Source organism: Achromobacter sp. 1011791174, from assembly GCF_059760925.1.
Map to the genome: position 1 here is coordinate 23,607 of NZ_JCBANH010000023.1, position 24,000 is coordinate 47,606.

At 69.7% G+C, this 24,000-nt stretch carries 20 protein-coding genes and 1 riboswitch; of the genes, 9 read left to right on the top strand and 11 right to left on the bottom strand.

Going from position 1 to position 24,000, the window contains the following annotated elements:
* Positions 1-19: 19 nt before the first annotated feature.
* Both minC and AC6LJ5_RS10830 read right to left on the bottom strand, forming a co-directional pair.
* The gene (gene minC, locus AC6LJ5_RS10825; protein ID WP_103272660.1) at positions 20-886 is read right to left on the bottom strand and encodes a septum site-determining protein MinC; all 867 of its coding nucleotides are present in this window, start codon (positions 884-886) and stop codon (positions 20-22) included.
* Positions 887-1,114: 228 nt separating this feature from the next.
* Positions 1,115-2,911, bottom strand: a complete 1,797-nt coding sequence (locus AC6LJ5_RS10830; RefSeq protein WP_498140458.1) for a glutamine--tRNA ligase/YqeY domain fusion protein — start codon at positions 2,909-2,911, stop codon at positions 1,115-1,117.
* Positions 2,912-3,064: 153 nt separating this feature from the next.
* Between AC6LJ5_RS10830 and AC6LJ5_RS10835 the strand changes: the two genes are divergently transcribed.
* Both AC6LJ5_RS10835 and AC6LJ5_RS10840 read left to right on the top strand, forming a co-directional pair.
* Positions 3,065-4,408, top strand: a complete 1,344-nt coding sequence (locus AC6LJ5_RS10835) for a cytochrome ubiquinol oxidase subunit I (RefSeq protein WP_498140459.1) — start codon at positions 3,065-3,067, stop codon at positions 4,406-4,408.
* Positions 4,405-5,460 carry a cytochrome d ubiquinol oxidase subunit II gene (locus AC6LJ5_RS10840; RefSeq protein ID WP_103272663.1) on the top strand — a complete coding sequence of 352 codons (1,056 nt, stop codon included), beginning with the start codon at positions 4,405-4,407 and terminating at the stop codon, positions 5,458-5,460. The genes AC6LJ5_RS10835 and AC6LJ5_RS10840 overlap by 4 nt, the downstream gene beginning before the upstream one ends.
* Before the next feature lie 85 nt (positions 5,461-5,545).
* Here the strand turns inward: AC6LJ5_RS10840 and recQ are convergent, their stop codons facing one another.
* Both recQ and AC6LJ5_RS10850 read right to left on the bottom strand, forming a co-directional pair.
* Positions 5,546-7,375, bottom strand: a complete 1,830-nt coding sequence (gene recQ, locus AC6LJ5_RS10845; protein WP_103272664.1) for a DNA helicase RecQ — start codon at positions 7,373-7,375, stop codon at positions 5,546-5,548.
* A gap of 94 nt (positions 7,376-7,469) precedes the next feature.
* Positions 7,470-8,807, bottom strand: coding sequence for a fimbrial protein (locus AC6LJ5_RS10850; protein ID WP_498140460.1), 1,338 nt, complete (start codon positions 8,805-8,807; stop codon positions 7,470-7,472).
* Positions 8,808-9,036: 229 nt separating this feature from the next.
* Between AC6LJ5_RS10850 and AC6LJ5_RS10855 the strand changes: the two genes are divergently transcribed.
* From AC6LJ5_RS10855 to AC6LJ5_RS10875, 5 genes are all read left to right on the top strand, one after another.
* Positions 9,037-9,738 (top strand): response regulator, encoded by a 702-nt coding sequence (locus AC6LJ5_RS10855; RefSeq protein WP_103276329.1) that lies wholly within the window; start codon positions 9,037-9,039, stop codon positions 9,736-9,738.
* 149 nt (positions 9,739-9,887) lie between these two features.
* Positions 9,888-11,423: a sensor histidine kinase RisK gene (gene risK / locus AC6LJ5_RS10860; protein ID WP_498140461.1), complete on the top strand. Its 1,536-nt coding sequence runs from the start codon at positions 9,888-9,890 to the stop codon at positions 11,421-11,423.
* A gap of 87 nt (positions 11,424-11,510) precedes the next feature.
* The gene (gene ruvB, locus AC6LJ5_RS10865; RefSeq protein WP_103272667.1) at positions 11,511-12,584 is read left to right on the top strand and encodes a Holliday junction branch migration DNA helicase RuvB; all 1,074 of its coding nucleotides are present in this window, start codon (positions 11,511-11,513) and stop codon (positions 12,582-12,584) included.
* A gap of 86 nt (positions 12,585-12,670) precedes the next feature.
* Positions 12,671-13,648, top strand: a complete 978-nt coding sequence (locus tag AC6LJ5_RS10870) for a threo-3-hydroxy-L-aspartate ammonia-lyase (RefSeq protein WP_103272668.1) — start codon at positions 12,671-12,673, stop codon at positions 13,646-13,648.
* Positions 13,649-13,729: 81 nt separating this feature from the next.
* Positions 13,730-14,641 (top strand): complex I NDUFA9 subunit family protein, encoded by a 912-nt coding sequence (locus AC6LJ5_RS10875; RefSeq protein WP_103272669.1) that lies wholly within the window; start codon positions 13,730-13,732, stop codon positions 14,639-14,641.
* Between the two features lie 27 nt (positions 14,642-14,668).
* Here the strand turns inward: AC6LJ5_RS10875 and ruvA are convergent, their stop codons facing one another.
* From ruvA to AC6LJ5_RS10905, 6 genes are all read right to left on the bottom strand, one after another.
* Positions 14,669-15,241, bottom strand: a complete 573-nt coding sequence (ruvA, locus tag AC6LJ5_RS10880; protein WP_103272670.1) for a Holliday junction branch migration protein RuvA — start codon at positions 15,239-15,241, stop codon at positions 14,669-14,671.
* A gap of 96 nt (positions 15,242-15,337) precedes the next feature.
* Positions 15,338-15,883, bottom strand: coding sequence for a crossover junction endodeoxyribonuclease RuvC (gene ruvC, locus AC6LJ5_RS10885; protein WP_212315136.1), 546 nt, complete (start codon positions 15,881-15,883; stop codon positions 15,338-15,340).
* Positions 15,883-17,472, bottom strand: a complete 1,590-nt coding sequence (purH, locus tag AC6LJ5_RS10890) for a bifunctional phosphoribosylaminoimidazolecarboxamide formyltransferase/IMP cyclohydrolase (protein ID WP_103272672.1) — start codon at positions 17,470-17,472, stop codon at positions 15,883-15,885. The genes ruvC and purH overlap by 1 nt, the downstream gene beginning before the upstream one ends.
* Before the next feature lie 105 nt (positions 17,473-17,577).
* The gene (locus AC6LJ5_RS10895; RefSeq protein ID WP_006217670.1) at positions 17,578-17,817 is read right to left on the bottom strand and encodes a helix-turn-helix domain-containing protein; all 240 of its coding nucleotides are present in this window, start codon (positions 17,815-17,817) and stop codon (positions 17,578-17,580) included.
* 36 nt (positions 17,818-17,853) lie between these two features.
* Complete coding sequence (dusB, locus tag AC6LJ5_RS10900) at positions 17,854-18,879, bottom strand: tRNA dihydrouridine synthase DusB (protein WP_103272673.1); 1,026 nt, start codon at positions 18,877-18,879, stop codon at positions 17,854-17,856.
* Positions 18,880-19,004: 125 nt separating this feature from the next.
* Positions 19,005-20,168, bottom strand: a complete 1,164-nt coding sequence (locus AC6LJ5_RS10905; protein ID WP_498140462.1) for a UbiH/UbiF/VisC/COQ6 family ubiquinone biosynthesis hydroxylase — start codon at positions 20,166-20,168, stop codon at positions 19,005-19,007.
* Positions 20,169-20,239: 71 nt separating this feature from the next.
* On the opposite strand from AC6LJ5_RS10905, the gene AC6LJ5_RS10910 reads away from it, so the two are divergent.
* Positions 20,240-20,704: a TM2 domain-containing protein gene (locus AC6LJ5_RS10910; protein ID WP_103272675.1), complete on the top strand. Its 465-nt coding sequence runs from the start codon at positions 20,240-20,242 to the stop codon at positions 20,702-20,704.
* Between the two features lie 9 nt (positions 20,705-20,713).
* Here AC6LJ5_RS10910 and AC6LJ5_RS10915 read toward each other — a convergent pair whose 3' ends face one another.
* On the bottom strand, positions 20,714-22,057 hold the full coding sequence (locus AC6LJ5_RS10915; RefSeq protein WP_498140463.1) for an aminopeptidase P N-terminal domain-containing protein: 1,344 nt from the start codon (positions 22,055-22,057) through the stop codon (positions 20,714-20,716).
* 192 nt (positions 22,058-22,249) lie between these two features.
* Positions 22,250-22,400: riboswitch (yybP-ykoY riboswitch) on the top strand.
* A gap of 97 nt (positions 22,401-22,497) precedes the next feature.
* On the opposite strand from AC6LJ5_RS10915, the gene AC6LJ5_RS10920 reads away from it, so the two are divergent.
* Positions 22,498-23,502, top strand: coding sequence for a sodium:calcium antiporter (locus tag AC6LJ5_RS10920; RefSeq protein WP_103272677.1), 1,005 nt, complete (start codon positions 22,498-22,500; stop codon positions 23,500-23,502).
* Positions 23,503-24,000: the final 498 nt, after the last annotated feature.

The window sequence follows — 24,000 nt, forward strand, 5'->3', positions numbered from 1 at the left end:
GCGCGAATCGGGTGTTGCGTCAGGCCTTCAGGGCCTCGATGCGCAGCGTGTCGCCGTCCAGTCGGACCAGCGCCGGTTGGTTGTGCAGCGAGCGGTCGAGCTTGTCCTCGACCACGCGATACACGCCGGCAACGGCCAGCAGCTCGGCGTCCAGGTGCGTGGTGAAGATGCGGGCCGTGGCATCGCCGCGCGCGCCCGCCATGGCCTTGCCGCGCAGCGGGCCGTACACATGCACGTTGCCGTCGGCGATGACCTCGGCGCCCTGGCTGACCATGCCGATGACCACCAGGTCGGTGTGGCGCGCATAGACGCGCTGGCCCGAGCGCAGCGGCTTGGTGATGACCAGCGCCGACGAGGAGTGCGGCGCGAAGGCGGTCGGGGCAGGCGCCGAGGTGGCGCTGGCGGCCTCGCGTTCCGGCATGGGGTTGGGCGAGGGCGCGGCCTTGCCGGAGGACGCGGGTTCGGCGATGTCGCTGGGCGCGGGCGCGGTCGTCACGGCGGCGGCCTGGATCGAGGGCACCGGCGTGGAGACGTCATTGGCAGGGGCCATGTCCACCGCCTGGGCGGGACGCGGGGCCGGAGTGGACAGTTCCACGGGCGTCAGGCCCGCCTTGCGGGCCGCTTCCAGGTTGGCGCCTTCGGCCACCACGCCGATGGGCGGCAGGTTGTGCCCGCGCAGCGCGGCGATCAGCGCCGGCCAGTCGATGGTTTCCTCGACGCGGCTGGCATCGACCACCACGGGTTCGTTCTCGAAGAAGCTGCCGGCGTCGGCCATGCGCTTGGCCAGCGCGGCGCTCAGGCGCTCGGGATCGGCGCTGTGCAGGACCACCCGGATCGCATACAGGGTGGCGCTCTTGAAGTCCAGGGCTAGGGATTCAGTGTTCATCTTGGTGTGGGACGGCGGCCGGGCACGGGAAAAAGGGCCCGTTCCGCCGGCGCGCGGATGTCGGGCATGATAACCCGCCGGGGGCGGTTTCTTCCGGTTTGGCTCAGGGGAAATCGGGGTGTTTTCCGCCTTTTGCCACCGGCCCGGACGCTTGCCTCGACGGCCCGGTCGGGCCTCGGAGATGCAAAAAGGGCGCCCGGAGGCGCCCTTCGGCCGAAGCAACCGGAATCAGCCCTGCGCCCACGAGTCGCGCAGGGTGACGACGCGGTTCAGGACGGGGTTTTCCGCCGTCGATTCCTTCAGGTCCGCCGTGAAGTAGCCCAGGCGCTCGAACTGCCAGGTCGCGCCCGGCGTCGCCACGGTGCCCGGTTCCAGCCAGGCCGTCACGGTCTGTTTGGAGTTCGGGTTCAGGCAGGTCAGGAAATCCTTGTCGCCGCCGTCCGGGCGGGGGTCGGCGAACAGGCGGTCATACAGATGGATCTGCGCGGGCACGGCATGCGCGGCGCTGACCCAGGTGATGTTGCCCTTGACCTTGACGCTGTCGGCGCCCGGCGTGCCGCTCTTGGTGTCCGGCAGGTATTCGGCCTGGACTTCCACGACCTCGCCGGCCTCGTTCTTGGTGAAGCCGGTGCAGCGCACCACGTAGCCGTACTTCAGGCGCACAGTGTTGCCGGGGAACAGGCGGAAGTACTTCTTCGGCGCTTCCTCGCGGAAGTCGTCGCGCTCGATCCAGAGTTCGCGCGTCAGCGGGAATTCGCGCTGGCCGGCCTCGGGGTCGTGCGGATTGCGCGGCGCCGTGCAGGTTTCGCTCTGGCCCTCGGGGTAGTTGGTGATGACCAGCTTGAGCGGGTCCAGCACCGCCACCGAGCGCGCGGCCACCGGATCCAGGTCGTCGCGCACGGCCTGCTCCAGCAGGCTGTAGTCGATGCGCGAGTCGGACTTGGACACGGCGGTGCGGTCGCAGAACAGGCGGATCGACGACGCGGTGTAGCCGCGGCGGCGCAGGCCGAAGATGGTCGGCATGCGGGGATCGTCCCAGCCGTCGACGTGGCCTTCGCGCACCAGTTGCAGCAGCTTGCGCTTGCTGGTGACGATGTAGCTCAGGTTCAGGCGGGCGAATTCGTACTGGCGCGGCAGCGGCTGCGCCAGCTTGCCCAGTTCGGCCAGGCGCGCCAGGATCCAGTCGTAGAACGGGCGCTGGTCTTCGAATTCCAGCGTGCAGACGCTGTGCGTGATGCCTTCTAGCGCGTCCTCGACCGGGTGGGCCCAGCTGTACATCGGGTAGATGCACCACTTGTCGCCGGTGCGGTGGTGATGGGCGTGGCGCACGCGGTACATGACCGGGTCGCGCAGGTTGATGTTGGGCGAGGCCATGTTGATCTTGGCGCGCAGCACCAGGCTGCCGTCAGGATGCTTGCCGTCGCGCATCTCGCGCAGCAGCGCCAGCGATTCGGCGGCCGGGCGGTCGCGCCAGGGCGAGTTGACGCCCGGTTCGGTCAGCGTGCCGCGGTTGGCGCGGATTTCGTCGGCGCTCTGCGCGTCCACGTAGGCGTGGCCGGCCTCGATCAGCGCTTCGGCGAACTCGTACATGTAGCCGAAGTAGTCGCTGGCGAAATACAGGTTGTCGTTGCCGTCGGCCTTCCAGTCGAAGCCCAGCCAGTGCACGGCCTCGATGATGGCGTCGACGTACTCCTGGTCTTCCTTCTCGGGATTGGTGTCGTCGAAGCGCAGGTGGCAGACGCCGCCGAAGTCACGCGCCAGGCCGAAGTTCACGCAGATGCTCTTGGCGTGGCCGATGTGCAGGTAGCCGTTGGGCTCCGGCGGGAAGCGCGTGCGGATCCGGGCCGGGTCGGGCTGACCCTGCTGCTGCACCGCCGCCGGGCCGGGCTTGCCCGCCCAGCGCTTGTCCTGGTAGCGGTTGGCCTGGAGATCGTCCGTGACGATGTTCAGCAGGAAATTGGACGCGGCCGCGGGGGCGGCGGCGGCCGGAGTCGGCGAGGAAGGCGGCGTCGGGGCGGAAGTCATTCTTGAAAGAATAGGAAAAAGCGGCGACAAAGCGTCAATTTTGCCATGATCCGCAAGGAGGGCCTCCGGGGGCTGGTCAAGCCGGGTTGCAAATGGCTCCCATCTTCCGGGGACAGGCTCTACACTTATGGGCCTGTCTACCCTGTTGGCATCATGGATATATCCACTCTATCACTGGCCCGTGCGCAGTTCGTGACCAGTCTGAGTTTCCTGGCGCTGTTCCTGTCCGTCGCCCTGGCGCTGGCCTGGATCCTGCTGTTCTTCAAGCTGCGCGCCCGCATGAGCGGCAACGGCGGCTGGACCGCCGCCTATCGCTTCTGGGTTCGCATCTTCGCCCTGTCCTTCGTGCTGACGCTGGCGGCCAGCGTGCCGGTGCTGATCCAGCTTGGCAGCCTGTGGGCGGGCCTGATGGACAAGATCGGCAATGTGGCCGGCCCCTTGCTGGGCTACGGCATCCTGTCGGTCTTCATTCTCAAGTCCTGCTTCCTCGGCGTCATGCTGTTCGGCCAGCGCCGCGTGTCCGACGGCGCCCATACGCTGGCGGTGCTGATGGTGGCGGTGGGCCAGCTGGTGGCGGTGTTCTGGGTGCTGGCCCTGCAATCGTGGATGCAGACGCCCGACGGCGCGCTGCTGGTGGATGGCCGCTATCAGGTCTATGACTGGGCTGCCGTGGTGTTCAATCCGTCGATCGGCTGGCGCATGGCGCAGGTGGCGCTCGGCTCGGCCCTGGCGGCCGCGTTTCTCATCATCGGCGTGACGGCGCTGCAGGCGCTGCGCCGGCCGCTGGGCGACGGCGAGCGCTGCGCCTTCAAGGCCGCGCTGGTCATCGCCGCGGCCGCCGCCTTGCTGCAAGGGCCGGCGGTGGTGGGCGCGGCGCAGGTGATGGCCAAGTACCAGCCGGCCAAGGCCGCCGCCGCCGCGGGCTACTGGGAAAGCGGCGCCAGGCCCAACCTGGTGCTGTTCGCCTGGCCGGACGCGCTGTCGCACCAGAATCAGGCCGAACTGGCCATCTCCAATGCCGGCGGCCGCTGGCTGCACCGCAATGACGACGGCTCCTATCAAGGGCTGGACAAGTATTCCGGCATGCTGCCGCCCGTGGCGCTGACCTTCTGGTCGCTGCGCGTGGCGGTCGGGCTGGGACTGCTGATGCTGGTCGCGTCCTGCGTCACGCTGATGTGGACCTGGCGGCGCGGGCTGGATCCGTCCGGCCTGCCGCGCGGATGGCTGCGGACGCTGTGCGGCATGATGTTCTCGGGCGGCATCGCGGTGGTGGCGGGCTGGTGGGTGTCGATCATCGGTCTGCAGCCCTTCGTGGTGAACGGCACCATCACGCAGACGGAGGTGCTGGGCACGGCCTCGTCCGGCGCGGTGCTGTACGGCCTGATCGGCTACGGCCTGTTGTACGCGCTGTTGCTGGCCGCGTTCGCCGGGATGCTGTTCCACGCGGCGCGCTACGGCGTGGTGCCGGTGCGCAAACTGGGCGGAGGTGCGCAATGATCGCGATGCTGGCCGCTTCGCAAGGGCTCAATCCCGACGATCCCTCGTTCTGGATGCCGCTGGCCTTCATGGCGTTGCTGTTCGTGGTGATCGCCGCCGGCGTTGTGCTGGACGGCTTCGACCTGGGCGTGGGCATCCTGCTGCAACTGGCGCCGGCCGAAGAGCGCGGCCGCATGATGAGCCTGCTCAGCCCCTGGCGCGACGCCAACGAGTTCTGGCTGCTGCTGGGCATGGGCCTGTTCGCCTCGGCCTTTCCCTTCGCCTGGGGCGCGGTGCTGGGCAAGCTGTATGGCCCGCTGACCTTCATGGTGCTGGGCGTGGTGCTGCGCAGCGTGGCGTTCGAGTTCCGCATCCGCGCCCGCAACGAGCACAAGCCGCGCTGGATCTTCGCCTTCTGGGCGGGGTCGCTGATGACGGCCTTCGGCCAGGGCATGCTGCTGGGCCGTATCGCCACCGGCTACCAGTCCGACGCCGGCTATGGCTGGTTCGCGCTGTTCGTGGGCCTGTGCGCGGTGGCGGCCTATGTGCTGCTGGGCGCGTCATGGCTGGTGATGCGGGTGGATGGCGACTTGCAGCGCCGGGCCGCCAACTGGGCCCGCCACGCCATCCGCTGGACGGCCGTGGGCATGGTGGCGATCGCGGTGACGCTGGGCCTGGCCAACGCGGGCATCTTCTACAAGTGGAGCAACATCGCCCACCTGAGCCTCGCGGCCACGGTCTGGGTGCTGATGCTGGGCGGTTTCGTCGCGGCGGAAATGCTGCTGGCGCGGCTGCCGGGGCAGGCCGACCGTTTCAGCTGGCTGCCTTTCGTGCTGTGCGTGGCGCTGTTCCTGCTGATGCTGTGCGGGCTGGCCTACAGCCTGTTCCCCTACCTGATCCTGGACGACATGACGCTGTGGGACGGCGCCGGCGCGCTCGGTTCGATGCGGCTGGTCATGGCGGGTGCGGTGATCGGGATTCCGGTGGTGCTGGTGTTCAACATCCTGGCGTACCGCTCGGTGTTCGGCAAGGAGCGCCCGCCGGTGCCGCTGCTGCCGCCGCCGTCGCCCTGACCCGGGGCGCGGAACCTGTGCGCGGCGCTTGCCGCGCGGCGTGCACAGCGCGGCGCCCGGGCGCCGCGCTTGCGTTTTGACGGCCTCAGACGATGGGGCGGGCCACCCGCTGCAGGATTTCCTCGCCGTAGGCTTCGAGCTTGCGCGCGCCGACGCCGCTGATGTGGCTGAGCGCGTCCAGCGTCTCGGGCTGGGCCAGCGCGATCTCGCGCAGCGTGGCGTCGTGGAAGATGACGTAGGCCGGCACGCCGTGGCTCTTGGCCACTTCGCCGCGCCAGGCGCGCAGCGCCTCGAACAGCGGTTGCAGTTCCGGCGGCAGGTCCACGGCGGCGGCCTTGGCGCGTCCGCTGCCGGTCTTGCTCGCGCGGCCCTTCTTTTCGGATTCGCGACGCAGCATGAGCTGGTGCTCGCCCTTGAGCACGGCGCGGCTGCCTTCGGTCAGCGCCAGCGTGCCGTACCCCTCGTTGTCCACGGTCAGCAGGCCCTGCGCCAGCAGTTGGCGCAGCACGCCGCGCCAGGCGGTGTCGCTCAGGTCGGCGCCGACGCCGAAGACGCTCAGCGTCTCGTGGCCGTGCTGCTTGGTGCGCTCGGTGGACTTGCCGCGCAGGATATCGATGATGTGGCCGGCGCCGTAGCGCTGGCCGCGTTCCTTCCATAGACGGTACACGGCCGACAGCACTTTCTGCGCCGCCACCGTGCCGTCCCAGGCCTGCGGCGGGTCCAGGCAGACGTCGCAGTTGCCGCAGGCGCTGATGTGCTGGCCGAAGTAGGCCAGCAGCCGCACGCGGCGGCATTCGACCGTCTCGCACAGGCCCAGCATGGCGTCGAGCTGCTGGCCCAGGCGCCGGCGATAGGCTTCATCGCCAGGCGATTCGTCGATCATGCGGCGCTGCTGCACCACGTCCTGCAGGCCGTAGGCCAACCAGGCGGTGGCGGGCAGGCCGTCGCGGCCGGCGCGGCCGGTTTCCTGGTAGTAGCCTTCCACCGACTTGGGCAGGTCGATGTGGGCCACGAAGCGCACGTCGGGCTTGTCGATGCCCATGCCGAAGGCGATGGTGGCCACCATGACCACGCCGTCCTCGCGCAGAAAGCGCGACTGGTTGGTGGCGCGCACCTGGGCGCTCAGGCCGGCGTGGTAGGGCATGGCGTCGATGCCCTGGTTGCACAGGAATTCGGCGGTTTCCTCGACCCGGGCGCGCGACAGGCAATAGACCACGCCCGATTCGCCCTCGTGCTCGTTCTGGATCATGTCCAGCAGCTGCTTGCGCACCTCGTTCTTTTCGACGATGCGGTAGCGGATGTTGGGGCGGTCGAAGCTGGAGACGAAATGGCGCGCTTCGTCCAGCGACAGGCGCTGCGCGATTTCGCTTCGGGTGGCCGCGGTGGCGGTGGCGGTCAGCGCGATGCGCGGCACGTCGGGCCAGCGCTCGTGCAGCATCGACAGGCCCAGGTATTCCGGGCGGAAGTCGTGGCCCCATTGAGACACGCAGTGCGCTTCGTCGATGGCGAACAGCGCGATGCGGCCGCGTTCCAGCAGTTGCAGGCAGCGGTCGGTCAGGAGGCGTTCCGGCGCCACGTACAGCAGGTCCAGCTCGCCCGCCAGGAAGGCCCGCTCCACGTCGCGGGCGACCTGCCATTCCTGGGTCGAGTTCAGGAACGCGGCGCGCACGCCGAGTTCGGTCAGCGCGTCGACCTGGTCCTGCATCAGCGCGATCAGCGGCGACACGACGATGCCGGTGCCTTCGCGCACCAGCGAGGGGATCTGATAGCACAGCGACTTGCCGCCGCCGGTGGGCATGAGCACGAGCGCGTCGCCGCCGCCGATCACCTGGTCGACGATGGCTTGCTGGTCGCCGCGGAAGGATTCGTAACCGAAGACGCGCTGCAGGATTTCAAGGGCGCGCGCGTCAGACATGGGGGTAGGCCGGAAGCATCATGGCGGGGATTTTAAGCCCCAATCCGGCGGGCGGCGGCCGGGGATGACTTTTCCGTCCGCCGCGAGGCCGGGGCTACCACTGCAGCCAGGTGCCGCGCATGAAGGTGTCCACCGGCATGCTCAGGTTGGCGCGCCATTCGTAATTGCCGGTAAGAATGTCGCGGTCCGCGCCCACCGCCAGCTTCACGGTCGGCGCCACGAACATGCTGTGCGCCAGGCCGACGCGCTGCGATGACAGCGTGGTGCCTTCGCGCAAGCCGGAATAGGTACCGCTGAGCGTGCCCCAGCCATGGATGGGCACGCCGGCGGACAGCGTGTTGCGGGTTTGCGCGGTGCCCACGCCGCCGCCGCCGTAGCTGGACAGGTCGCCGAAGCCGGCGCCGATCTGCTCGTTGGTATAGCCCAGGTTCAGGTTCTCGGACACGTCGACGTTGTAGCCGAAGCGGTAGCGCCAGGCGTTGACCGCGTCGAAGGAGCTTTGCGTGGCGCCGGCCTGGATCGTGCCGTAGTCGCCAGCCTGGTAGGTGGTGCCCATGCCGCGGGTGGTCAGGGTGGGCGCGCTCTGCATCTGGCCCTCGACGGTGAGCGCCGGCGTCAGGCCGTAGCGTACCGTGCCGCTGCCCACCGAGGCGCCGTAGTCGACGGCGCCGGAACTGGCGCCGGGGTCCATGCGGTTGAGCCGGCCGACCGACGAGGAGTAGCCGAAGCGGCCTTCCGGCAAGGCGGCGCCTGAACCTGTCCAGTTCGAGATCTGCAGGCCGCCGACCGGCGCCGCGCTGCCCCAGAACGGGGCGTTGGTATTCAGGTTGCCGACCGCCACGGCCGGGCCGCTGGTGTCGCGGTAGATCCAGTTCTGGTCGCCGTAGCGCAGCCCGCCCTGTCCGCCGACCGAGGAAAACCAGGCGCGCGAGCGCCGCGAGACGCCGGAGTACACCATCACCGGGCCGCGGGGGATGTCGGCGCTCTCCAGGTCCAGCGCATATTCCGGCGGCGGTTCGGGCGGCGCCTCCTGGCCGCAGCCCAGCGGAGCGGCGGGGGGCGCGGCGTCACCGCTGCCATCGCCGGACAGCGAGGCGCCCAGGCCGGGGATCGCGGCGCCGTCTTCCGGGGCCTGGCCAGGGGGCGGCTGCACGGCGCTGTCCTGACCGGGTTCGGCCGGCCGAAGGTCGCAGGGCGTGGGGTCCAGCGGCACGGCGCGATTGTCGAAGGACGGAGCCGGACGCACCGGCACCGGCTGCACGGGCGACAGCGCGCCGATGCCGCGGGCGGCATATTGCGGGGCGCCGGCGTAGGGCGGATAGGTTGAGGGCGCTTCGAGCGGACCGCCGACGGCCGGCGCCAGCGGGCAGGCGCAAGCCGCCGTCAGCGCGACACACGACAGCCGCCCGCGCCAGGGTGCGGGAACGGCCATAGACATGCAGTGTAGAAAATGCGCGCCGCCACATCTGTAAACGATTCTTATAAAACCGGACCAGCGGCTGCAAGCGGAACCTATTTTACGTCCGGGGCGGCGCCTGTCCGGCCGGCGCCGCCCGCGCATGGAAAGACCAGGTAAATTCGGCAAACGTCGTGCAACGGGTATATTTCAGATGATTTCCTGGCTCTTGCGGCCGGGCGCGGAGCGGCCCACTATGGCATCCATGGAAAATCCCCACACCAAATTGCTGGTTGTCGATGACGACCCGGCGTTGCGGCAATTGCTGGCCGATTACCTGAACCGGCACGGCTACGACACCCTGCTGGCGCCGGACGCCAGCGACCTGGCCAATCGCATCACCCGTTATGCGCCCGACCTGCTGGTCCTGGACCGGATGCTGCCCGGCGGCGACGGCGCCGACGCCTGCCGCCGGCTGCGCGAACAGGGCGAGGACATCCCCGTCATCCTGCTGACCGCGCGCGACGAGGCGGTGGACCGGATCATCGGCCTGGAGGCCGGCGCCGACGATTATGTCGGCAAGCCCTTCGACCCGCGCGAATTGCTGGCGCGCATCGAGGCCGTGCTGCGCCGCAAGCGCGGTCCGTCCGCGTTGACCAAGGACGCGCCCGTCGCCTTCGGCCCCTTCGTGTTCGATCCCGCGACCCGCCAGCTGTCGCGCGAGCAGGTGGTGGTGAAGCTGACCGGCGGTGAAATCAACCTGCTCGAGGCGCTGGTGCGCAACGCCGGCAAGCCGCTGTCGCGCGAGCGCCTGCTGGCGCTGGCGCGCGATGACGATGGCGGCGAGCGCAACGATCGGGCCATCGACATCGCCATCCTGCGGCTGCGCCGCGTGATCGAGACCGATCCCAAGCAGCCGCGCTGGATACAGACTGTCTGGGGCATCGGCTACCGCTTTTCCCCATAACGGATGAAGCCCACCCCCGAAGCGCTGCGCGCTTCCCCCTCGAGGGGGCGCAACTGCGGACCGGCGGAGCCGGATCCGCGTTGCCCAGGTCGGCGGGAGGGCATTGTTTGGTTGGGTGGCATATGGTGTGGCGGCGGTTTGGATAAGTGATGCGATTCTCTCTTGGGTTCCTGGTGCCGCGCTCCTTGCGTGCGCGGCTGATTCTGCTGATCCTGGGGGCGGTGCTGCTGACGCAGGCCGCCACGCTGGTCACGGTCACGTACTTCCGCCACAAGTTCATGGAAGACGTGGCCATCGGCTATATCGTGACCACGATCCGCACCTTGCGCGCGGCCGTTTCGCAGGTGCCGGCCGAGGAGCGCGCGGAATTCGTGCGCGCGGCCTCGCAGAACCAGTGGCGGCTGTGGTCGCGGGTGTTGCCGATCGAGGCGCGGTTGCAGCGCTTCGGCGGCCGCCATCCGCCGCCGCCCCGGGGCGGGCCGAGGCCGCCGCCGGTCAACGCCACGCCCGTGCCGCGCGCGCCGGGGGACATGACCCGCGAGGAAGACGAGGAACGCTCCGCCGCCCGCGCGGCCGAGCGCATGCTCGACCGCCGCGAGGGCGGTTCGCCCTATCGGTCCGAGGTCGACGATGTCCGCCGCGACCTGCGCGGACTGGTGCAGCAGCTCAATGAACGCCTGAACGACGGCACGCGCGTGGCCCTGTCGCGCGGCCCCACGCCCGAGATCTTCATTTCGCTGGCGCCCAATTCCGACAGCGAGGACGTGCCGCGCCTGCGCGAATGGCTGGTGATCCCGCTGGAGCGCCTGGATCCGCCCGTGTCCACGCCGCTGGCCGCGGCCTGGCTGGGCGGCCTGGGCCTGTTGCTGTTGCTGGCGGTCGGATTTTCCTGGCACATCACGCGTCCGCTCACGCGCCTGGCCGATGCCGCCGACCGCCTGGCCGCCGGACAGCCGCAACGCGTGGATCCGGCCGGTCCGACCGAGACCCGGGCGTTGGGCGAGCGTTTCAACGCTATGCTGGACGCGTTGGCCGAATCGGATTCCGTGCGGCGCACGCTGCTGGCCGGGCTGCCGCATGACCTGAAGGGGCCTTTGTCCCGCATGTGGCTGCGCATCGAGCTGGCCGACGATTCCAAGCTCAAGGACGGCCTGCGCGCGGATCTCCAGGACATGCAGCACATGGTCGACCAGTTCATCGGCTTCGTGCGCGGCACCGATCCGGCGGCCTACCGGTATGCGTCCATGGCGCTGCAGGACTGGCTGGGCGAGCGCGTGCGCGCCTGGCAGGGCGCGGGCACCGACATCCGGCTGCACGGCGCCGAGGATCCGGCCCTGGTGGTGCAGGCGGACGCCGTCGCGCTGGGCCGCCTGCTGGACAACCTGATCGGCAATGCGCTGAACCACGGCGCGCCCCCGGTCGACGTCAGCCTGCACCGGGAGGGGCGCCACGCGGTGCTGGACGTGGCCGACCACGGCCCGGGCATCGCGCCCGAGCGCCGCCGCGAGGCCCTGCGGCCCTTCAGCCGCCTGGATGACGCCCGCACCCGCACCGGCAGCGTGGGCCTGGGGCTGGCGCTGGCCGAGGCCATCGCCCGCGCCCACGGCGGCTCGCTGGAATTGCGTCAGGCCGACTCGGGCGGCTTGTGCGTGCGCGTGCGCCTGCCCCTGTCGGAAGCCGCCTAGTGGGCGGATCCGTCCACGGGGTGGCGCGCCCGGCCGGGCCATCTACGGTACGATGCTCGTTGCATTGTCCCTAGCCGTTTCCGCACCATGGCCATCCAGTCCGATTCGCTCTCCTCCCGTCCCGACGCCGCCCGCATCGTGGCGCCCCAGCCCGCGTCGCCCAACGAGGAATCCATCGAGCGCGCCCTGCGGCCCAAGGCGCTGCAGGAGTACGTCGGCCAGCAGCGCGCGCGCGAACAGCTCGAGATCTTCATCGCCGCCGCTCGCAAGCGCGGCGAGGCGCTGGACCACGTGCTGCTGTTCGGCCCGCCGGGCCTGGGCAAGACCACGCTGGCCCACATCATCGCGCATGAAATGGGCGTGCAGCTGCGCCAGACCTCCGGCCCGGTGCTGGAGCGTCCCGGCGACCTGGCAGCGCTGCTGACCAACCTGGAAAAGAACGACGTCCTGTTCATCGACGAGATCCACCGCCTGTCGCCCGTGGTCGAGGAGATCCTGTACCCGGCGCTGGAGGATTTCCAGATCGACATCATGATCGGCGAGGGCCCCGCCGCGCGCAGCGTCAAGCTGGACCTGCAGCCCTTCACGCTGGTGGGCGCCACCACCCGCGCCGGCATGCTGACCAATCCGTTGCGTGACCGCTTCGGCATCGTCTCGCGGCTGGAGTTCTACAACGCCGCCGACCTGGGCCACATCGTCACGCGCAGCGCGGGCCTGCTCAACGCCGAAATCACGCCGGACGGCGCCGCCGAGGTCGCGCGCCGCGCCCGGGGCACGCCCCGCATCGCCAACCGCCTGCTGCGGCGCGTGCGCGATTACGCCGAGGTCAAGGCGCGCGGCACCATCGACGCCGACGTGGCGGGCCGCGCCCTGGCCATGCTGGAAGTCGATCCGCAAGGGCTGGACCTGATGGACCGCAAGCTGCTGGAAGCCATCATCCACAAGTTCGACGGCGGACCGGTGGGCGTGGACAGCCTGGCGGCGGCCATCGGCGAAGAGCGCGACACCATCGAGGACGTGATCGAGCCCTACCTGATCCAGCACGGCTATCTGCAGCGCACGCCGCGCGGCCGCACCGCCACGCTGACCACCTGGCGTCATCTCGGGCTGACGCCGCCTGCCGGCGCGGCCAGCGGTAGCGGGGATCTGTTCGGCAAGTAGCCGTGGCGGGCCGGCCGCGCGGCGGGACGGTCCGGGCAGGTATATGATCCCAGGGTTTCGACCCCCGCGATCTGAGGACCCGTCCCATGCAGCCTGATTTGCCCACGAATCTCCCCAGCTACGACGATATCGTCCGCGCCAGCGAGCGCCTGGCCGGCCACGCGCACCGCACGCCCGTGCTGACCTCGGCCACCGCCGACGCGATCGCCGGGGCCTCGCTGTTCTTCAAGTGCGAGAATTTCCAGCGCATGGGCGCGTTCAAGTTTCGCGGCGGCTACAACGCCATCGCGCGCCTGACCCCGGCGCAGCGCGCCGCCGGCGTGGTGACGTTCTCGTCCGGCAACCATGCCCAGGCCATCGCGCTGGCTTCGCGCATGCAGGGCGTGCAGGCCACCATCATCATGCCGCTGGACGCTCCCGCGGCCAAGCGCGCCGCCACCGAGGGCTACGGCGGCAAGATCGTGACCTACGACCGCTACACCGAGGACCGCGAGGAAATCGCCCGCCGCATCCAGGCCGAGACCGGCGCCACGCTGATCCCGCCCTACGACCACGAGGACGTGATCGCGGGGCAGGGCACGGCGGCCAAGGAACTGTTCGAGGAAGTGGGCGAGCTGGATTACCTGTTCGTCTGCCTGGGCGGCGGCGGGTTGCTGAGCGGATCGGCGCTGGCCGCCTATGCGCTGAGCCCGCGCTGCCTGGTCTACGGCGTGGAGCCCGAGGCCGGCAACGACGGCCAGCAATCGCTGCGCAAGGGTGAAGTGGTCCGAATTCCCGCGCCCAAGACCCTGGCCGACGGCGCCGCCACGACCCACCTGGGCAACCTGACCTTCCCGCTCATCCAGAAGTACGTGCGCGACATCGTCACCGTGACCGACGATCAGCTGGTGGCGACCATGAAGTTCTTCGCCGAAAGGATGAAGATGGTGGTGGAGCCGACCGGCTGCCTGTCCACCGCGGCCGTGCTGCAGAACGTGGTGCCGGTGCGCGGCGCGCGCGTGGGGATCGTCATCAGCGGCGGCAACGTCGACCTGCCGGCCTACGCCAAACTGCTCTCCATTTGATTTTTCAACGCCGGCGCGCCCTTGCGGATGCGTTGACCGCAAGGCAGAATCGGGCTGAATCCTGACGAACAGGGGCTGCTCATGCGTATCCTTGTCATCGGCGGCACCGGCTTCATCGGCCGTCGCCTGGTCGCCCGGCTTTCCGGCGGCGGACAGCACCAGATCCTGGTGCCCACCCGTAGCTATGGCCGCGGGCGGGATCTGCAGATCCTGCCCGGCGTCACGCTCACGGCCGACGACGTCCACGACGACGCCACGCTGGACCGCCTGCTGCGCGGCTGCGACGCCGCTGTCAACCTGGTCGGCATCCTGCACGGCAAGGCCGGCAAGCCTTATGGCTCCGATTTCGCCCGTGCGCACGTGACGTTGCCGCAGCGGGTGGCGCAGGCCTGCCGGCGGCAGGGCGTGCGACGCCTGCTGCACATGAGCGCGCTGGGCGCCGATTCCGCCGGCGCCAGCATGTACCAGCGCTCCAAGGGCGACGGCGAGGCCGCCGTGCGCAAGGAACTCGAAGGCTGGCGCGACGGCGGCTGGACCATCTTCCGTCCGTCCGTGGTGTTCGGCCCGGATGACAATTTCACCAACCTTTTCGCCCGCCTGGCGCGCTGGCTGCCCGTGCTGCCGCTGGCGGGCGCGCACGCGCGCATGCAGCCGGTCTATGTGGGCGACGTGGTGGCCGCGATGACGGCGGCGCTGGACGACACGCACGCCTGCGGCAAGACCTATGAGCTGGGCGGACCGCAGGTCTATACGCTGGGCGAGATCGTGCGTCTGTGCGCCGCCTGGAGCGGGCATCCGCGTCAGGTCTGGCCCATGCCGATGGGCCTGGGCCGCCTGCAGGCGCTGTTTTTCGAATGCCTGCCCGGCGAGCCGCTGATGTCGCGCGACAACCTGGATTCGTTGCGCAGCGATAACGTCTGTTCCGGACCGATGGCGCCCGAGCTGCGAGTGGTGCCGACCGGGCTGGAAACGGTGGCGCCCAGCTATCTGTAGCGCCCGCCGCCGGCGCGGGTCGCGATGTCAGCGCACCAGCGCCTTGAGCGCCAGCTTGATGCCGTCGGACACGCCCACGCCTTCGGGCAGCGTCTTCAGCGCCGACAGCGACTCCTTCTCCGAGTAGCCCAGCGCCAGCAGCGCGTTCAGGATGTCCGATTGATTGTCGGGCGTGGCATGCGCCTGGGCGCCGATGTCGGCGCCGAGCTTGCCGCGCATTTCCAGCAGCAGGCGTTCCGCCGTTTTCTTGCCGATGCCCGGCACGCGGGTCAGGCGGCCGGATTCCTGCAGCGTGATGGCCTGGGCCAGGTCGGCCACCGACAGGCCGGACAGCACCGACAGCGCGGTGCGCGCGCCGATGCCGCTGACCTTGATCAGCTCGCGGAAGGCGCTGCGTTCGCCGGCCGTGGCGAAGCCATACAGGATGTGGGCGTCCTCGCGCACCGTCAGGTGCGTGTAGAGCGTGACGCGCGCGCCGTTCTCGGGCAGCGCGTACAGCGTGCTCATGGGCACGTCGATGTCGTAGCCCAGTCCGTTGACGTCCACGCAGACGGTGGGCGGCAGTTTCTCGATCAGGGTTCCGGTGATGCGTCCGATCATGGCGGGAAGATGGCGTGAAAAGTGGAGCCGCGCGGGTGCGCGGGGGGATGCGGGGATTCTATACGCGCGGCGCGGGCCGCGGGAGGGCGGGGCGGCTCAGCCGACCAGGCGGCCGTTGCGCAGCCGGGTCTGGCCGCCGCCCAGCGCCGCGCCCAGGCGGCCGAGCTTGTCCTGCAGCGGCCCGGCGTGCGCGTGGCAGATGGCGCAGGCCAGCGCGTCGGCCGAGTCGGGGGCCGGCGTGCCGTCCAGGGACAGCAGGTGCTGGACCATCATCTGCACCTGCTCCTTGGCGGCGCGGCCGGTGCCGACCACGGCTTTCTTGATCTGCAGCGCGGTGTATTCGTGCACGGCCAGCGCGCTGTCGGCCAGCGCGCACAGCGCCGCGCCCCGCGCCTGGCCCAGCAGCAGGGTCGAGGCGGGGTTGGTGTTCAGGAAGACGATTTCCAGCGCGGCCACGTCCGGCCGGGTTTCCTGCGCCACCTGGCGCAGGTTGTCCAGGATGACCTTCAGGCGTTCGGACAGCGCCAGCGACGGCGGGACCACGATGGTCCCGCTGGCGACGTAGCGCAGGCGCATGCCGTCGGCATCGACCACGCCGAAGCCGGTGCGGCGCAGGCCGGGATCGATGCCGAGGATGCGCATCAGTGGCGGAAGTGGCGGGTGCCGGTCAGCACCATGGCGATGCCGTGCTCGTCGGCCGCCGCGATGACTTCATCGTCACGCACGCTGCCGCCGGGCTGGATCACGCAGGTCGCGCCCGCCGCCACCACCACGTCCAGGCCATCGCGGAACGGGAAGAACGCGTCCGACGCCACGGCCGAGCCCTTGAGCGTCAGGCCGGCGTTCTCGGCCTTGATCGAGGCGATGCGGGCCGAGTCGATGCGGCTCATCTGGCCGGCGCCCACGCCCAGCGTCATGCCGCCGCCCACGAACACGATGGCGTTGGACTTGACGTACTTGGCGACCTTCCAGGCGAAGGCCAGGTCGTCCATTTCCTGTTCGGTGGGCTGGCGCTTGGTCACGACCTTGAGCGCGTCGCGCGGCACGTTGTAGGCGTCCGGGGTCTGCACCAGCCAGCCGCCGCCCACGCGCTTGACGTCGAAGGCGTTCTGGCCGGCGCCCATCGGCACTTCCAGCACGCGCACGTTCTTCTTGGCGGCCAGGATGGCCAGCGCCGCGCCGTCATAGGCCGGCGCCAGCAGCACTTCCAGGAACTGCGCGCTGACGGCTTCGGCCGTGGCGGCGTCGACCGGGCGGTTGAAGGCGATGATGCCGCCGAAGGCCGAGGTCGGGTCGGTCTTGAACGCCTGCTGGTAGGCGCCCAGCGTGTTGGCCGCGACGGCCACGCCGCAGGGGTTGGCGTGCTTGACGATGACGCAGGCGGGCGCCTCGAAGCTGCGCGCGCATTCCCAGGCCGCGTCGGCGTCGGCGATGTTGTTGTACGACAGTTCCTTGCCTTGCAGCTGACGGTAGTTGCCAAGCAGTCCGGCCGGACGCTGCGGATCGACGTAGAAGGCCGCCGTCTGGTGCGGGTTCTCGCCGTAGCGCAGGGCCTGCTGCTGCTTGACCTGCAGCGTCAGCGTGCCGGGCCATTCGTTGCGGGCCGGGGCGGCGTCCTGCTTGGGTTCGGCTTCGGCCAGGCTGCTCAGGTAGGCGGCGATGGCGCCGTCATAGGCGGCGGTGTGGGCGTAGACCTTGCCGGCCAGTTCCAGGCGCAGGCCATAGGAGGTGTTGCCGCCCTTGTCCATTTCGCCCAGCACGCGCGAGTAGTCCACCGGGTCGATGACCACGGTCACGCCGCCGGCTTCGGTGCCGTGGTTCTTGGCGGCGGCGCGCAGCATGGCCGGGCCGCCGATGTCGATGTTCTCGACCGCGTCGGCGAAGGTGCAGCCGGGCTTGGCGACCGTTTCGCGGAACGGGTAGAGGTTGACCACCAGCATGTCGATGCGGTCGATGCCCGCCGCCTTGATGGTGTCCATGTGCTCGGCGCTGTCGCGGCGCGCCAGCAGGCCGCCGTGGATCTTCGGATGCAGCGTCTTGACGCGGCCGTCCAGGATCTCGGGCGAACCGGTGTGGGCGGCGACCTCGGTGACGTTCAGGCCGGATTCGGCCAGCAGCTTGGCGGTGCCGCCGGTCGAGAGCAGGCGCACGCCGCGCGCGGCCAGGGCGCGGGCAAATTCAACGATGCCGGTCTTGTCGGACACCGAAAGCAGGGCGGTTTCGATTTTCATGGTGAGGGCGGAGTGGGGCGCGGGCGCCTTTCTCGTTCGGGTACTGGATGGGAAATCTGGAAGGGGGCGGCCCGTGCCGGGCGGGCCGTCCGCTGGCGTGGGGATCTATACTTGGATGTTGTGGGCGAGCAGCTTCTTGCGCAGCGTGTTGCGCGTGATGCCCAGCATTTCGGATGCCCGCGACTGGTTGCCGCCGGACCGTTCCAGCGCCACTTCAAGCACCGGGCGCTCAACGCAGCGCATCACCATGTCCCACATGTCGTGAGGCTCGGATTCACCCAGGTCTTCGAAATAGCGCTCCAGGCTGGCGCGCACGCATTCTTCCAGGACATCTTTCTTGCTCATCGGAGTACAGATATTTTTATGTTGGTGTTGAGGCGGTCATGCCGCCAGCAGGGCTTGAACGGCCGGCGCCGGATTGCGGTCGCCGTCGTTCGATAGTGCGAGGAACCATTCCGACACCGCCCGCCATTGGTCGCGGGTGTTGTCGATGAGGTTCATGCGGTCGCGGAACGAGTCCGCGTCCGGCAGGCCTTCCAGATACCAGCCGATATGCTTGCGCGCCGTGCGTACGCCGGTGTGCTCGCCATAGAAGCGGTAGTGGTCGTCGAGGTGTTCGAGCAGCAGCTCGCGCATTTCCCCATAGGAGGGCGGGGCGAGTTTTTCGCCCGTGCGCAGGTAGTGGTCGATTTCGCGGAAGATCCAGGGACGGCCCTGGGCCGCCCGTCCGATCATCACCGCGTCGGCGCCAGTGTAATCCAGGACGTGTTTCGCTTTCTCGGGCGAGTCGATGTCGCCGTTGGCGATGAGCGGGATCTTCAGCTCCGCGCGGACCGCGCGGATGGTGTCGTATTCGGCATGGCCGGTGTACAGGTCGGCGCGGGTGCGGCCGTGCAGGGTCAGGGCGGCGATGCCGGCGTTCTCGGCCAGCCGGGCCACGCGCAGCGCGTTGCGGCTCTCGCGGTCCCAGCCGGTGCGGGTCTTGAGCGTGACGGGCACGCCCAGCGGCGCGCAGGCGGCCACCACGGCGTCCAGGATGCGGACGATCAGGTCTTCGTGGCGCAGCAGCGCCGAGCCGGAGGCCACGTTGCAGACCTTCTTGACCGGGCAGCCCATGTTGATGTCGATGATCTTGGCGCCCCGGGCCGCGTTGAAAGCGGCGGCCTCGGCCATCATGGCCGGGTCGGCGCCGGCGATCTGGACCGAAATGGGGGCGATCTCGCCGTCGTGGTTCAGGCGGCGCGAGGTCTTGACGCTGTCCCACAGCTTGGGGTTGCTGGCCGCCATTTCGGACACGGCATAGCCGGCCCCCAGCTTCTTGCAAAGCTGCCGGAAAGGCCGATCGGTCACGCCCGCCATGGGCGCGACCAGTACGTTGTTGGGGAGAGTCCAGGGACCGATGCGCATGGTCACATTTTAACCGGCCTGATCGAACCCTCTTTTTTGTCCGACAACGGCTTGGTAACAAGCCTGGGCGGACGAGGCAGAGCGCGGCCCCTTTCCAGGGCCGGATCGTGGCGGCCGGCGCCGGGCTAGGTCCGGAATCCTTGCAGCAGATGCCGGGCCAGCGGCGCGCGCAGCGGCGCCGCCAGGTCCAGGCCCAGCAGCGCCAGGCCGCAGGCATGTTCCACCGGCGCCAGGCCGGTGGCGAACACGCGCGGCATCAGGTCGGTCAGGCCGGCGGTGATCAGGCGGTCGAACTGGCGCGCGCCGGCGAACTCGGCCAGCGCCGGGGCAGGGCTGGCGTCCGGGCCTGGCAGCCAGGCGCCCAGCGCCTGCGCCAGCCGGGCGGCGTCGCGCAGGCCCAGGTTCAGGCCCTGGCCCGCCACCGGGTGCAGGGTCTGGGCGGCATTGCCGATGGCCGCCACGCGCCCTTGCACCTGGGCGCGGCGGGCGCTCAGCGCCAGCGGGAAAACGTGACGCGGCGCCTGGCTGGACAGGCGGCCGAGGCGGTCGCCGAAGGCGGCGCTCAGCGCGCGCGAGAAGGCCGCGTTGTCCAGCGCGGCCAGTTCGGCGGCGCGTTGCGGCGTGCTGCACCAGACCACGGAATGGGCTTCGGGCGTGTGCGGATGGGGCAGCAGGGCCAGCGGCCCCTCGGACGTGAAGCGCTCCCAGGCCCAGCCGGGGCGCGGCAGGGCGGCGTGCGCCGTGGTCAGCACGGCGTGCTGGCCGTAGTCGCGGCGCAGGTCCTCGCCGCCCGCGCCGTCGGACTGCACCACCACCCGGCAGCGCAATTCGGTGTCGCCCTGGGCGACGCGCACGCCGTCGGCGTCCTGCTCCAGGATCCGGGCGGGCGGTCCCGACAGCAGGGTCACGCCGCACTGGGCGACGCGGGCTTCGAGCCGGGCGTAGAGGCCCGAATAGCCGACCACGCTGCCCAGCTGCGGCACGTCGAAGTCGGTATGGCGGATCAGGCTGCGGCCCAGGCGGCCGCGCTGCGAGACATGGATGCTGCGGATGTCGGCCGAGCGTTCCGGCCAGGCGTCCAGCGATTCGAGCAGCACGCGGCTGCCGTGGTTCATGGCCAGCACGCGAGGATCGGCCGCGGGCGCGGCGTCCGCCGTGGAGGCGGGGGCCGTGCCTTGCAGCAGCGCGATGCGGGCCGGATCCGGCGCCACCCGAGCCAGCATCAGGGCCAGGACGCGGCCGACGGGGCCGGCGCCGAGAATCGCAATGTCGAAGGCGGAAGCAGTCATGTGCGGAAGTTTAACCGTCCACTACAATCGCCGGCAGGCGGCGTGCGCGGTCACGCCACAGGAGCGATGACATGACGCAGGCTCAGGCTACTTCTTCGATTTCCGCTGCAATCCCGCGCCGGCCGCGGGGCAAGGTCGCGGTCGGCCTGCTGGCCTGCTTCCTGGGCTGGGCGGGCGCGCACTGGTGGTATCTCGGCCGCCGCCATGCCTGGGCGGTGAGCCTGTACGCCGCGCTGGCGCTGGCCGGCGCCTTCAGTCTTTATCCGGTCTGGTACGACAACCCGGCTTTCTTCCTGTTGTTCATTCCCATGATCGACGGCTTCGTCGAGAGCGTGGTCTTCTCGCTCATGTCCGACGAGAAATTCGACCGGCGCTACAACCCCGATCTGGGCCGCCCGTCGGCGACGGGCTGGGGGCCGGTCCTGGTGGCGCTGAGCGCCTGCCTGATCGGCTCGATCGTGGCCATGTTCGCCATCGCCATGGTGGTGGTGTACGTCTGGGTGGCGATGGGCTGGCTGGACGGCTACGTGCTGTAGCCGCCGCGCCTATTCACGCATCAGCGCCTCGATCTCGCCGGCCTGCACCGGCACGCCGCGGGTGATCAGTTCGCAGCCCTCGTCCGTGACCAGCGCGTCGTCCTCGATGCGGATGCCGATGTTCCAGTAGGCCTCGGGCACGTCGTCGGCGGGGCGCACATAGATGCCGGGCTCGATGGTCAGCATCATGCCGGCCTGCAGCGCGCGCCAGGGACGCTCGCCGCCCTGCGCGGGGCCGGGCTGGCGGTAGTCGCCCACGTCATGGACGTCCAGGCCCAGCCAATGGCCGGTGCGGTGCATGTAGTAGCGGCTGTAGGCGCCGGATTCGATCACGCTGTCCAGCGATCCCTTCAGCAGCTTCAGGTCCAGCATGCCCTGGGCCAATACCCGGACGGCGGCGTCGTGCGAATCGTTGCAGGATCGGCCCGGCGCCGTGGCCTGCACGGCGGCGTCCTGCGCGGCGGCCGTCAGGTCGTACAGCGCCCGCTGCGGACCGCTGTAGCGTCCGTTCACGGGAAAGGTGCGCGTGATGTCGCTGGCATAGCTGTCGACCTCGCAGCCGGCGTCGATCAGCACCAGGTCGCCGTCGCGCAGCACGGCGTCGCCCGCCGGGTAGTGCAGCACGCAGGCGTTGGCGCCGGCCGCCACGATGCTGTTGTAGGCCACCGACTGCGCGCCCTGGCGCCGGAATTCATACAACAGCTCGGCTTCCAGCTCGTACTCGCGCATGCCGGCGCGGGCGGCCCGCATGGCGCGGGCGTGAGCGCCGGCGGAGATCTTGGCGGCGCGGCGCATGGCGGCGATCTCCGTGGCGTCCTTGATCAGCCGCATCTCCGCCAGAATGGGGGCCACGTCCTGCTGCCGTTCGGGCGGCAGGCGGCCGCCGCGTCCGGATTCGCGGGCGGCGGCCAGCCAGCGCCGCAGCCGGCCGTCGGCGCGCCGGTTGCCCGCCAGCGGCGCGTACAGCGTGGGCTGGTCCATCAGCAGCGTGGGCATCAGTTCGTCGAGCGCGTCGATCGGATGGGCGTCGTCAAAGCCGAAGCGTTCGGCGGCGGCTTCCGGGCCGAAGCGCTTGCCTTCCCAGATCTCATGCTCGACATGTCGCGGACGGCAGAACAGCAGCGCGCGGTCGGTGGCGCCGGCGATCAGCACCAGCCAGGCCTCCGGCTCGGTGAAGCCGGTGAGGTAGAAGAAGTCGCTGTCGTGCCGGTAGGGATATTCGGCGTCGCGGTTGCGGATGGCCTCGGGCGCGGTGGCGAGCACGGCGATGCCGCCGCCGGCCGCGCGCATGCGTTCCATCAGGCGGTGGCGGCGGGCGGCATAGGGGGCGATATCGTCGGGCGGCAGGCTCATGGGCGGCCGGGGCGCACTGCCCCGCGGGTGGCGTTTGTCGGGAAGCGGCATGCGGCGGCGGGCGGCTCGAATGCCTGGACGCAGGCTGCGTTGACTTCCACTTTAACGCGGCTGGGCGGCGCTCGCGCGGTCGCGCGGAGCGTCCGCGCCGCCTGTGCGGAAATTCCCGCCCGCGCGGCCGGCGGGCTGCTACAATCGCGGCTCAGTCATTGGGGAGTAGCCATCCTTTGTTCCCCAAAGGAGTCAGCGTCAACAAACTTGGTGGTTCAGGTTGCGGAGCAACCGCTGGAACCCCATGGCGCTGACGGTTTCCATGCTCGCGGCGCGCCCGCCACATGGAACTGCCAGGCGAGACCTTTGGCCGCGTTGCGTTCACCCCTGGCCGGGCGAGCGGCAGCGTCGTGCCATCGGTATCCGCTCGTCCGGCCGCATTCGCTCCCATGTTGCTCACCCTGTTCCTGTTTTTCCTGTCCGCGGCGGTCATCTATTTCGCCTGCGAGTACTTCGTCAATGGCGTCGAGTGGGTCGGCCACCGGTTCGAGCTGGGCGCCACCGCGACGGGCACCGTGCTCGCCGCCTTCGGCACCGCGCTGCCGGAAAGCGCCGTGACCTTCATGGCCGTCGTGTTCGGCGATACCCCAGAGCAGAAGGACATCGGCGTGGGCGCCGCGATGGGCGGTCCGCTGGTACTGGCGACGCTGGCCTACGCGGTCGTCGGCCTGGCCCTGTGGCGCGCCCACCGTGGCCGCGCGACGCAATTGGACTGTATCAACGCGGACCAGCGCAGACTGGCCCGCGACCAGGCCTGGTTCATGGGCATCTTCGTCTTCAAGGTCGGGCTGGGGCTGCTGGCCTTCGCCTGGAAGCCCTGGCTGGGCATCCTGTTCCTGGTCACCTACGGCCTCTATGTGAAGCGCGAGCTGAGCAATGACGAGGAAAGCCTGGCCAGCGAAGACCTGGAGCCGCTCAAGCTGCGCCCCCGCGACACGGATCCCGCGCTGTCCTGGGCCATCACGCAGACGGTGCTGGCGCTGGTGGTGATCGCCGGCGCGTCGCATGTGTTCGTCAACCAGATCGAGACGCTGGGCGTGGCCATGGGCGCTTCGCCGCACCTGGCGGCGCTGCTGCTGGCGCCGGTCGCCACCGAGCTGCCGGAAATCATGAACGCGCTGATCTGGGTGCGCCAGGGTAAAGAGCGGCTGGCCTTGGCCAACATCTCGGGCGCCATGATGATCCAGGCCACCATTCCCAGCGCGCTGGGCATCTTCATGACGCCTTGGCTGCTGGACGCCCCCTTGCTCGCGGCCGGCCTGTTCACCATGCTGTCCATCGGCCTGCTGTGGCTGCGCTTCCGCTCTTCCGGCATCACCGTGCCGGTGCTGTCGGCGGCGGGTGGGTTCTACGCCTTGTTCGCCATCTACCTGGGCTGGCACTTCTACGCGTGAGGACGGCGCAGCGCGCTTCTGTCGGAGGACGGTGGCTGCCGCGCCATCATGGCGCGGCAGCCATGCCCGTGATCGAGGCCGGGGCGCGCTGCGGTGGAATGCGCGCGGATTCCACTTTTTTGTGCCCTTTACGCGACCAAAGTGTTGTCCATCAGTGGAAACCCGCGTAAAATTGCGCCCGTTATCCATCCCAGGAGCAGTCTTCGTGAATACCGATTCCGGCGAAAGTCGATCTTGCATCGACACCGCTGTTTAACAGGATCACGCAGCACTCCGTCTGCCGCGCCTGTTGAACAGGTTGCGGCGTATCCCAAGGTCCAGGCGTCCGCCCGGACCAACGCGCAAGCCCACGGCTTGCCGGGCATCTCCCCAACGTAAACCGCCAGAACCGTCGCTCGTCCGCAGCGCCCGCGTTCGCGCACGTCCATCGTGCCCGGCCGCCGAGCGCGGCGCGTGCGCGCATGTTCGCGAAGCCGCTCCGCCGTTCTTGCAATGGAG

Excerpts from the sequence above, each read along its gene's own strand:
- AC6LJ5_RS10830 (WP_498140458.1), bottom strand. The coding sequence starts at position 2,911 with ATGACTTCCGCCCCGACGCCGCCTTCCTCGCCGACTCCGGCCGCCGCC.
- AC6LJ5_RS10895 (WP_006217670.1), bottom strand. The coding sequence starts at position 17,817 with ATGAGCAAGAAAGATGTCCTGGAAGAATGCGTGCGCGCCAGCCTGGAG.
- AC6LJ5_RS10910 (WP_103272675.1), top strand. The coding sequence starts at position 20,240 with ATGACGCAGGCTCAGGCTACTTCTTCGATTTCCGCTGCAATCCCGCGC.
- AC6LJ5_RS10915 (WP_498140463.1), bottom strand. The coding sequence starts at position 22,057 with ATGAGCCTGCCGCCCGACGATATCGCCCCCTATGCCGCCCGCCGCCAC.
- purH (WP_103272672.1), bottom strand. The coding sequence starts at position 17,472 with ATGAAAATCGAAACCGCCCTGCTTTCGGTGTCCGACAAGACCGGCATC.
- ruvC (WP_212315136.1), bottom strand. The coding sequence starts at position 15,883 with ATGCGCATCCTCGGCATCGATCCCGGCCTGCGCCGCACCGGCTTCGGC.
- AC6LJ5_RS10850 (WP_498140460.1), bottom strand. The coding sequence starts at position 8,807 with ATGGCCGTTCCCGCACCCTGGCGCGGGCGGCTGTCGTGTGTCGCGCTG.
- dusB (WP_103272673.1), bottom strand. The coding sequence starts at position 18,879 with ATGCGCATCGGTCCCTGGACTCTCCCCAACAACGTACTGGTCGCGCCC.
- AC6LJ5_RS10875 (WP_103272669.1), top strand. The coding sequence starts at position 13,730 with ATGCGTATCCTTGTCATCGGCGGCACCGGCTTCATCGGCCGTCGCCTG.
- AC6LJ5_RS10870 (WP_103272668.1), top strand. The coding sequence starts at position 12,671 with ATGCAGCCTGATTTGCCCACGAATCTCCCCAGCTACGACGATATCGTC.
- risK (WP_498140461.1), top strand. The coding sequence starts at position 9,888 with ATGCGATTCTCTCTTGGGTTCCTGGTGCCGCGCTCCTTGCGTGCGCGG.
- ruvB (WP_103272667.1), top strand. The coding sequence starts at position 11,511 with ATGGCCATCCAGTCCGATTCGCTCTCCTCCCGTCCCGACGCCGCCCGC.
- AC6LJ5_RS10905 (WP_498140462.1), bottom strand. The coding sequence starts at position 20,168 with ATGACTGCTTCCGCCTTCGACATTGCGATTCTCGGCGCCGGCCCCGTC.
- ruvA (WP_103272670.1), bottom strand. The coding sequence starts at position 15,241 with ATGATCGGACGCATCACCGGAACCCTGATCGAGAAACTGCCGCCCACC.
- AC6LJ5_RS10840 (WP_103272663.1), top strand. The coding sequence starts at position 4,405 with ATGATCGCGATGCTGGCCGCTTCGCAAGGGCTCAATCCCGACGATCCC.
- AC6LJ5_RS10920 (WP_103272677.1), top strand. The coding sequence starts at position 22,498 with ATGTTGCTCACCCTGTTCCTGTTTTTCCTGTCCGCGGCGGTCATCTAT.
- recQ (WP_103272664.1), bottom strand. The coding sequence starts at position 7,375 with ATGTCTGACGCGCGCGCCCTTGAAATCCTGCAGCGCGTCTTCGGTTAC.
- AC6LJ5_RS10855 (WP_103276329.1), top strand. The coding sequence starts at position 9,037 with ATGGAAAATCCCCACACCAAATTGCTGGTTGTCGATGACGACCCGGCG.
- AC6LJ5_RS10835 (WP_498140459.1), top strand. The coding sequence starts at position 3,065 with ATGGATATATCCACTCTATCACTGGCCCGTGCGCAGTTCGTGACCAGT.
- minC (WP_103272660.1), bottom strand. The coding sequence starts at position 886 with ATGAACACTGAATCCCTAGCCCTGGACTTCAAGAGCGCCACCCTGTAT.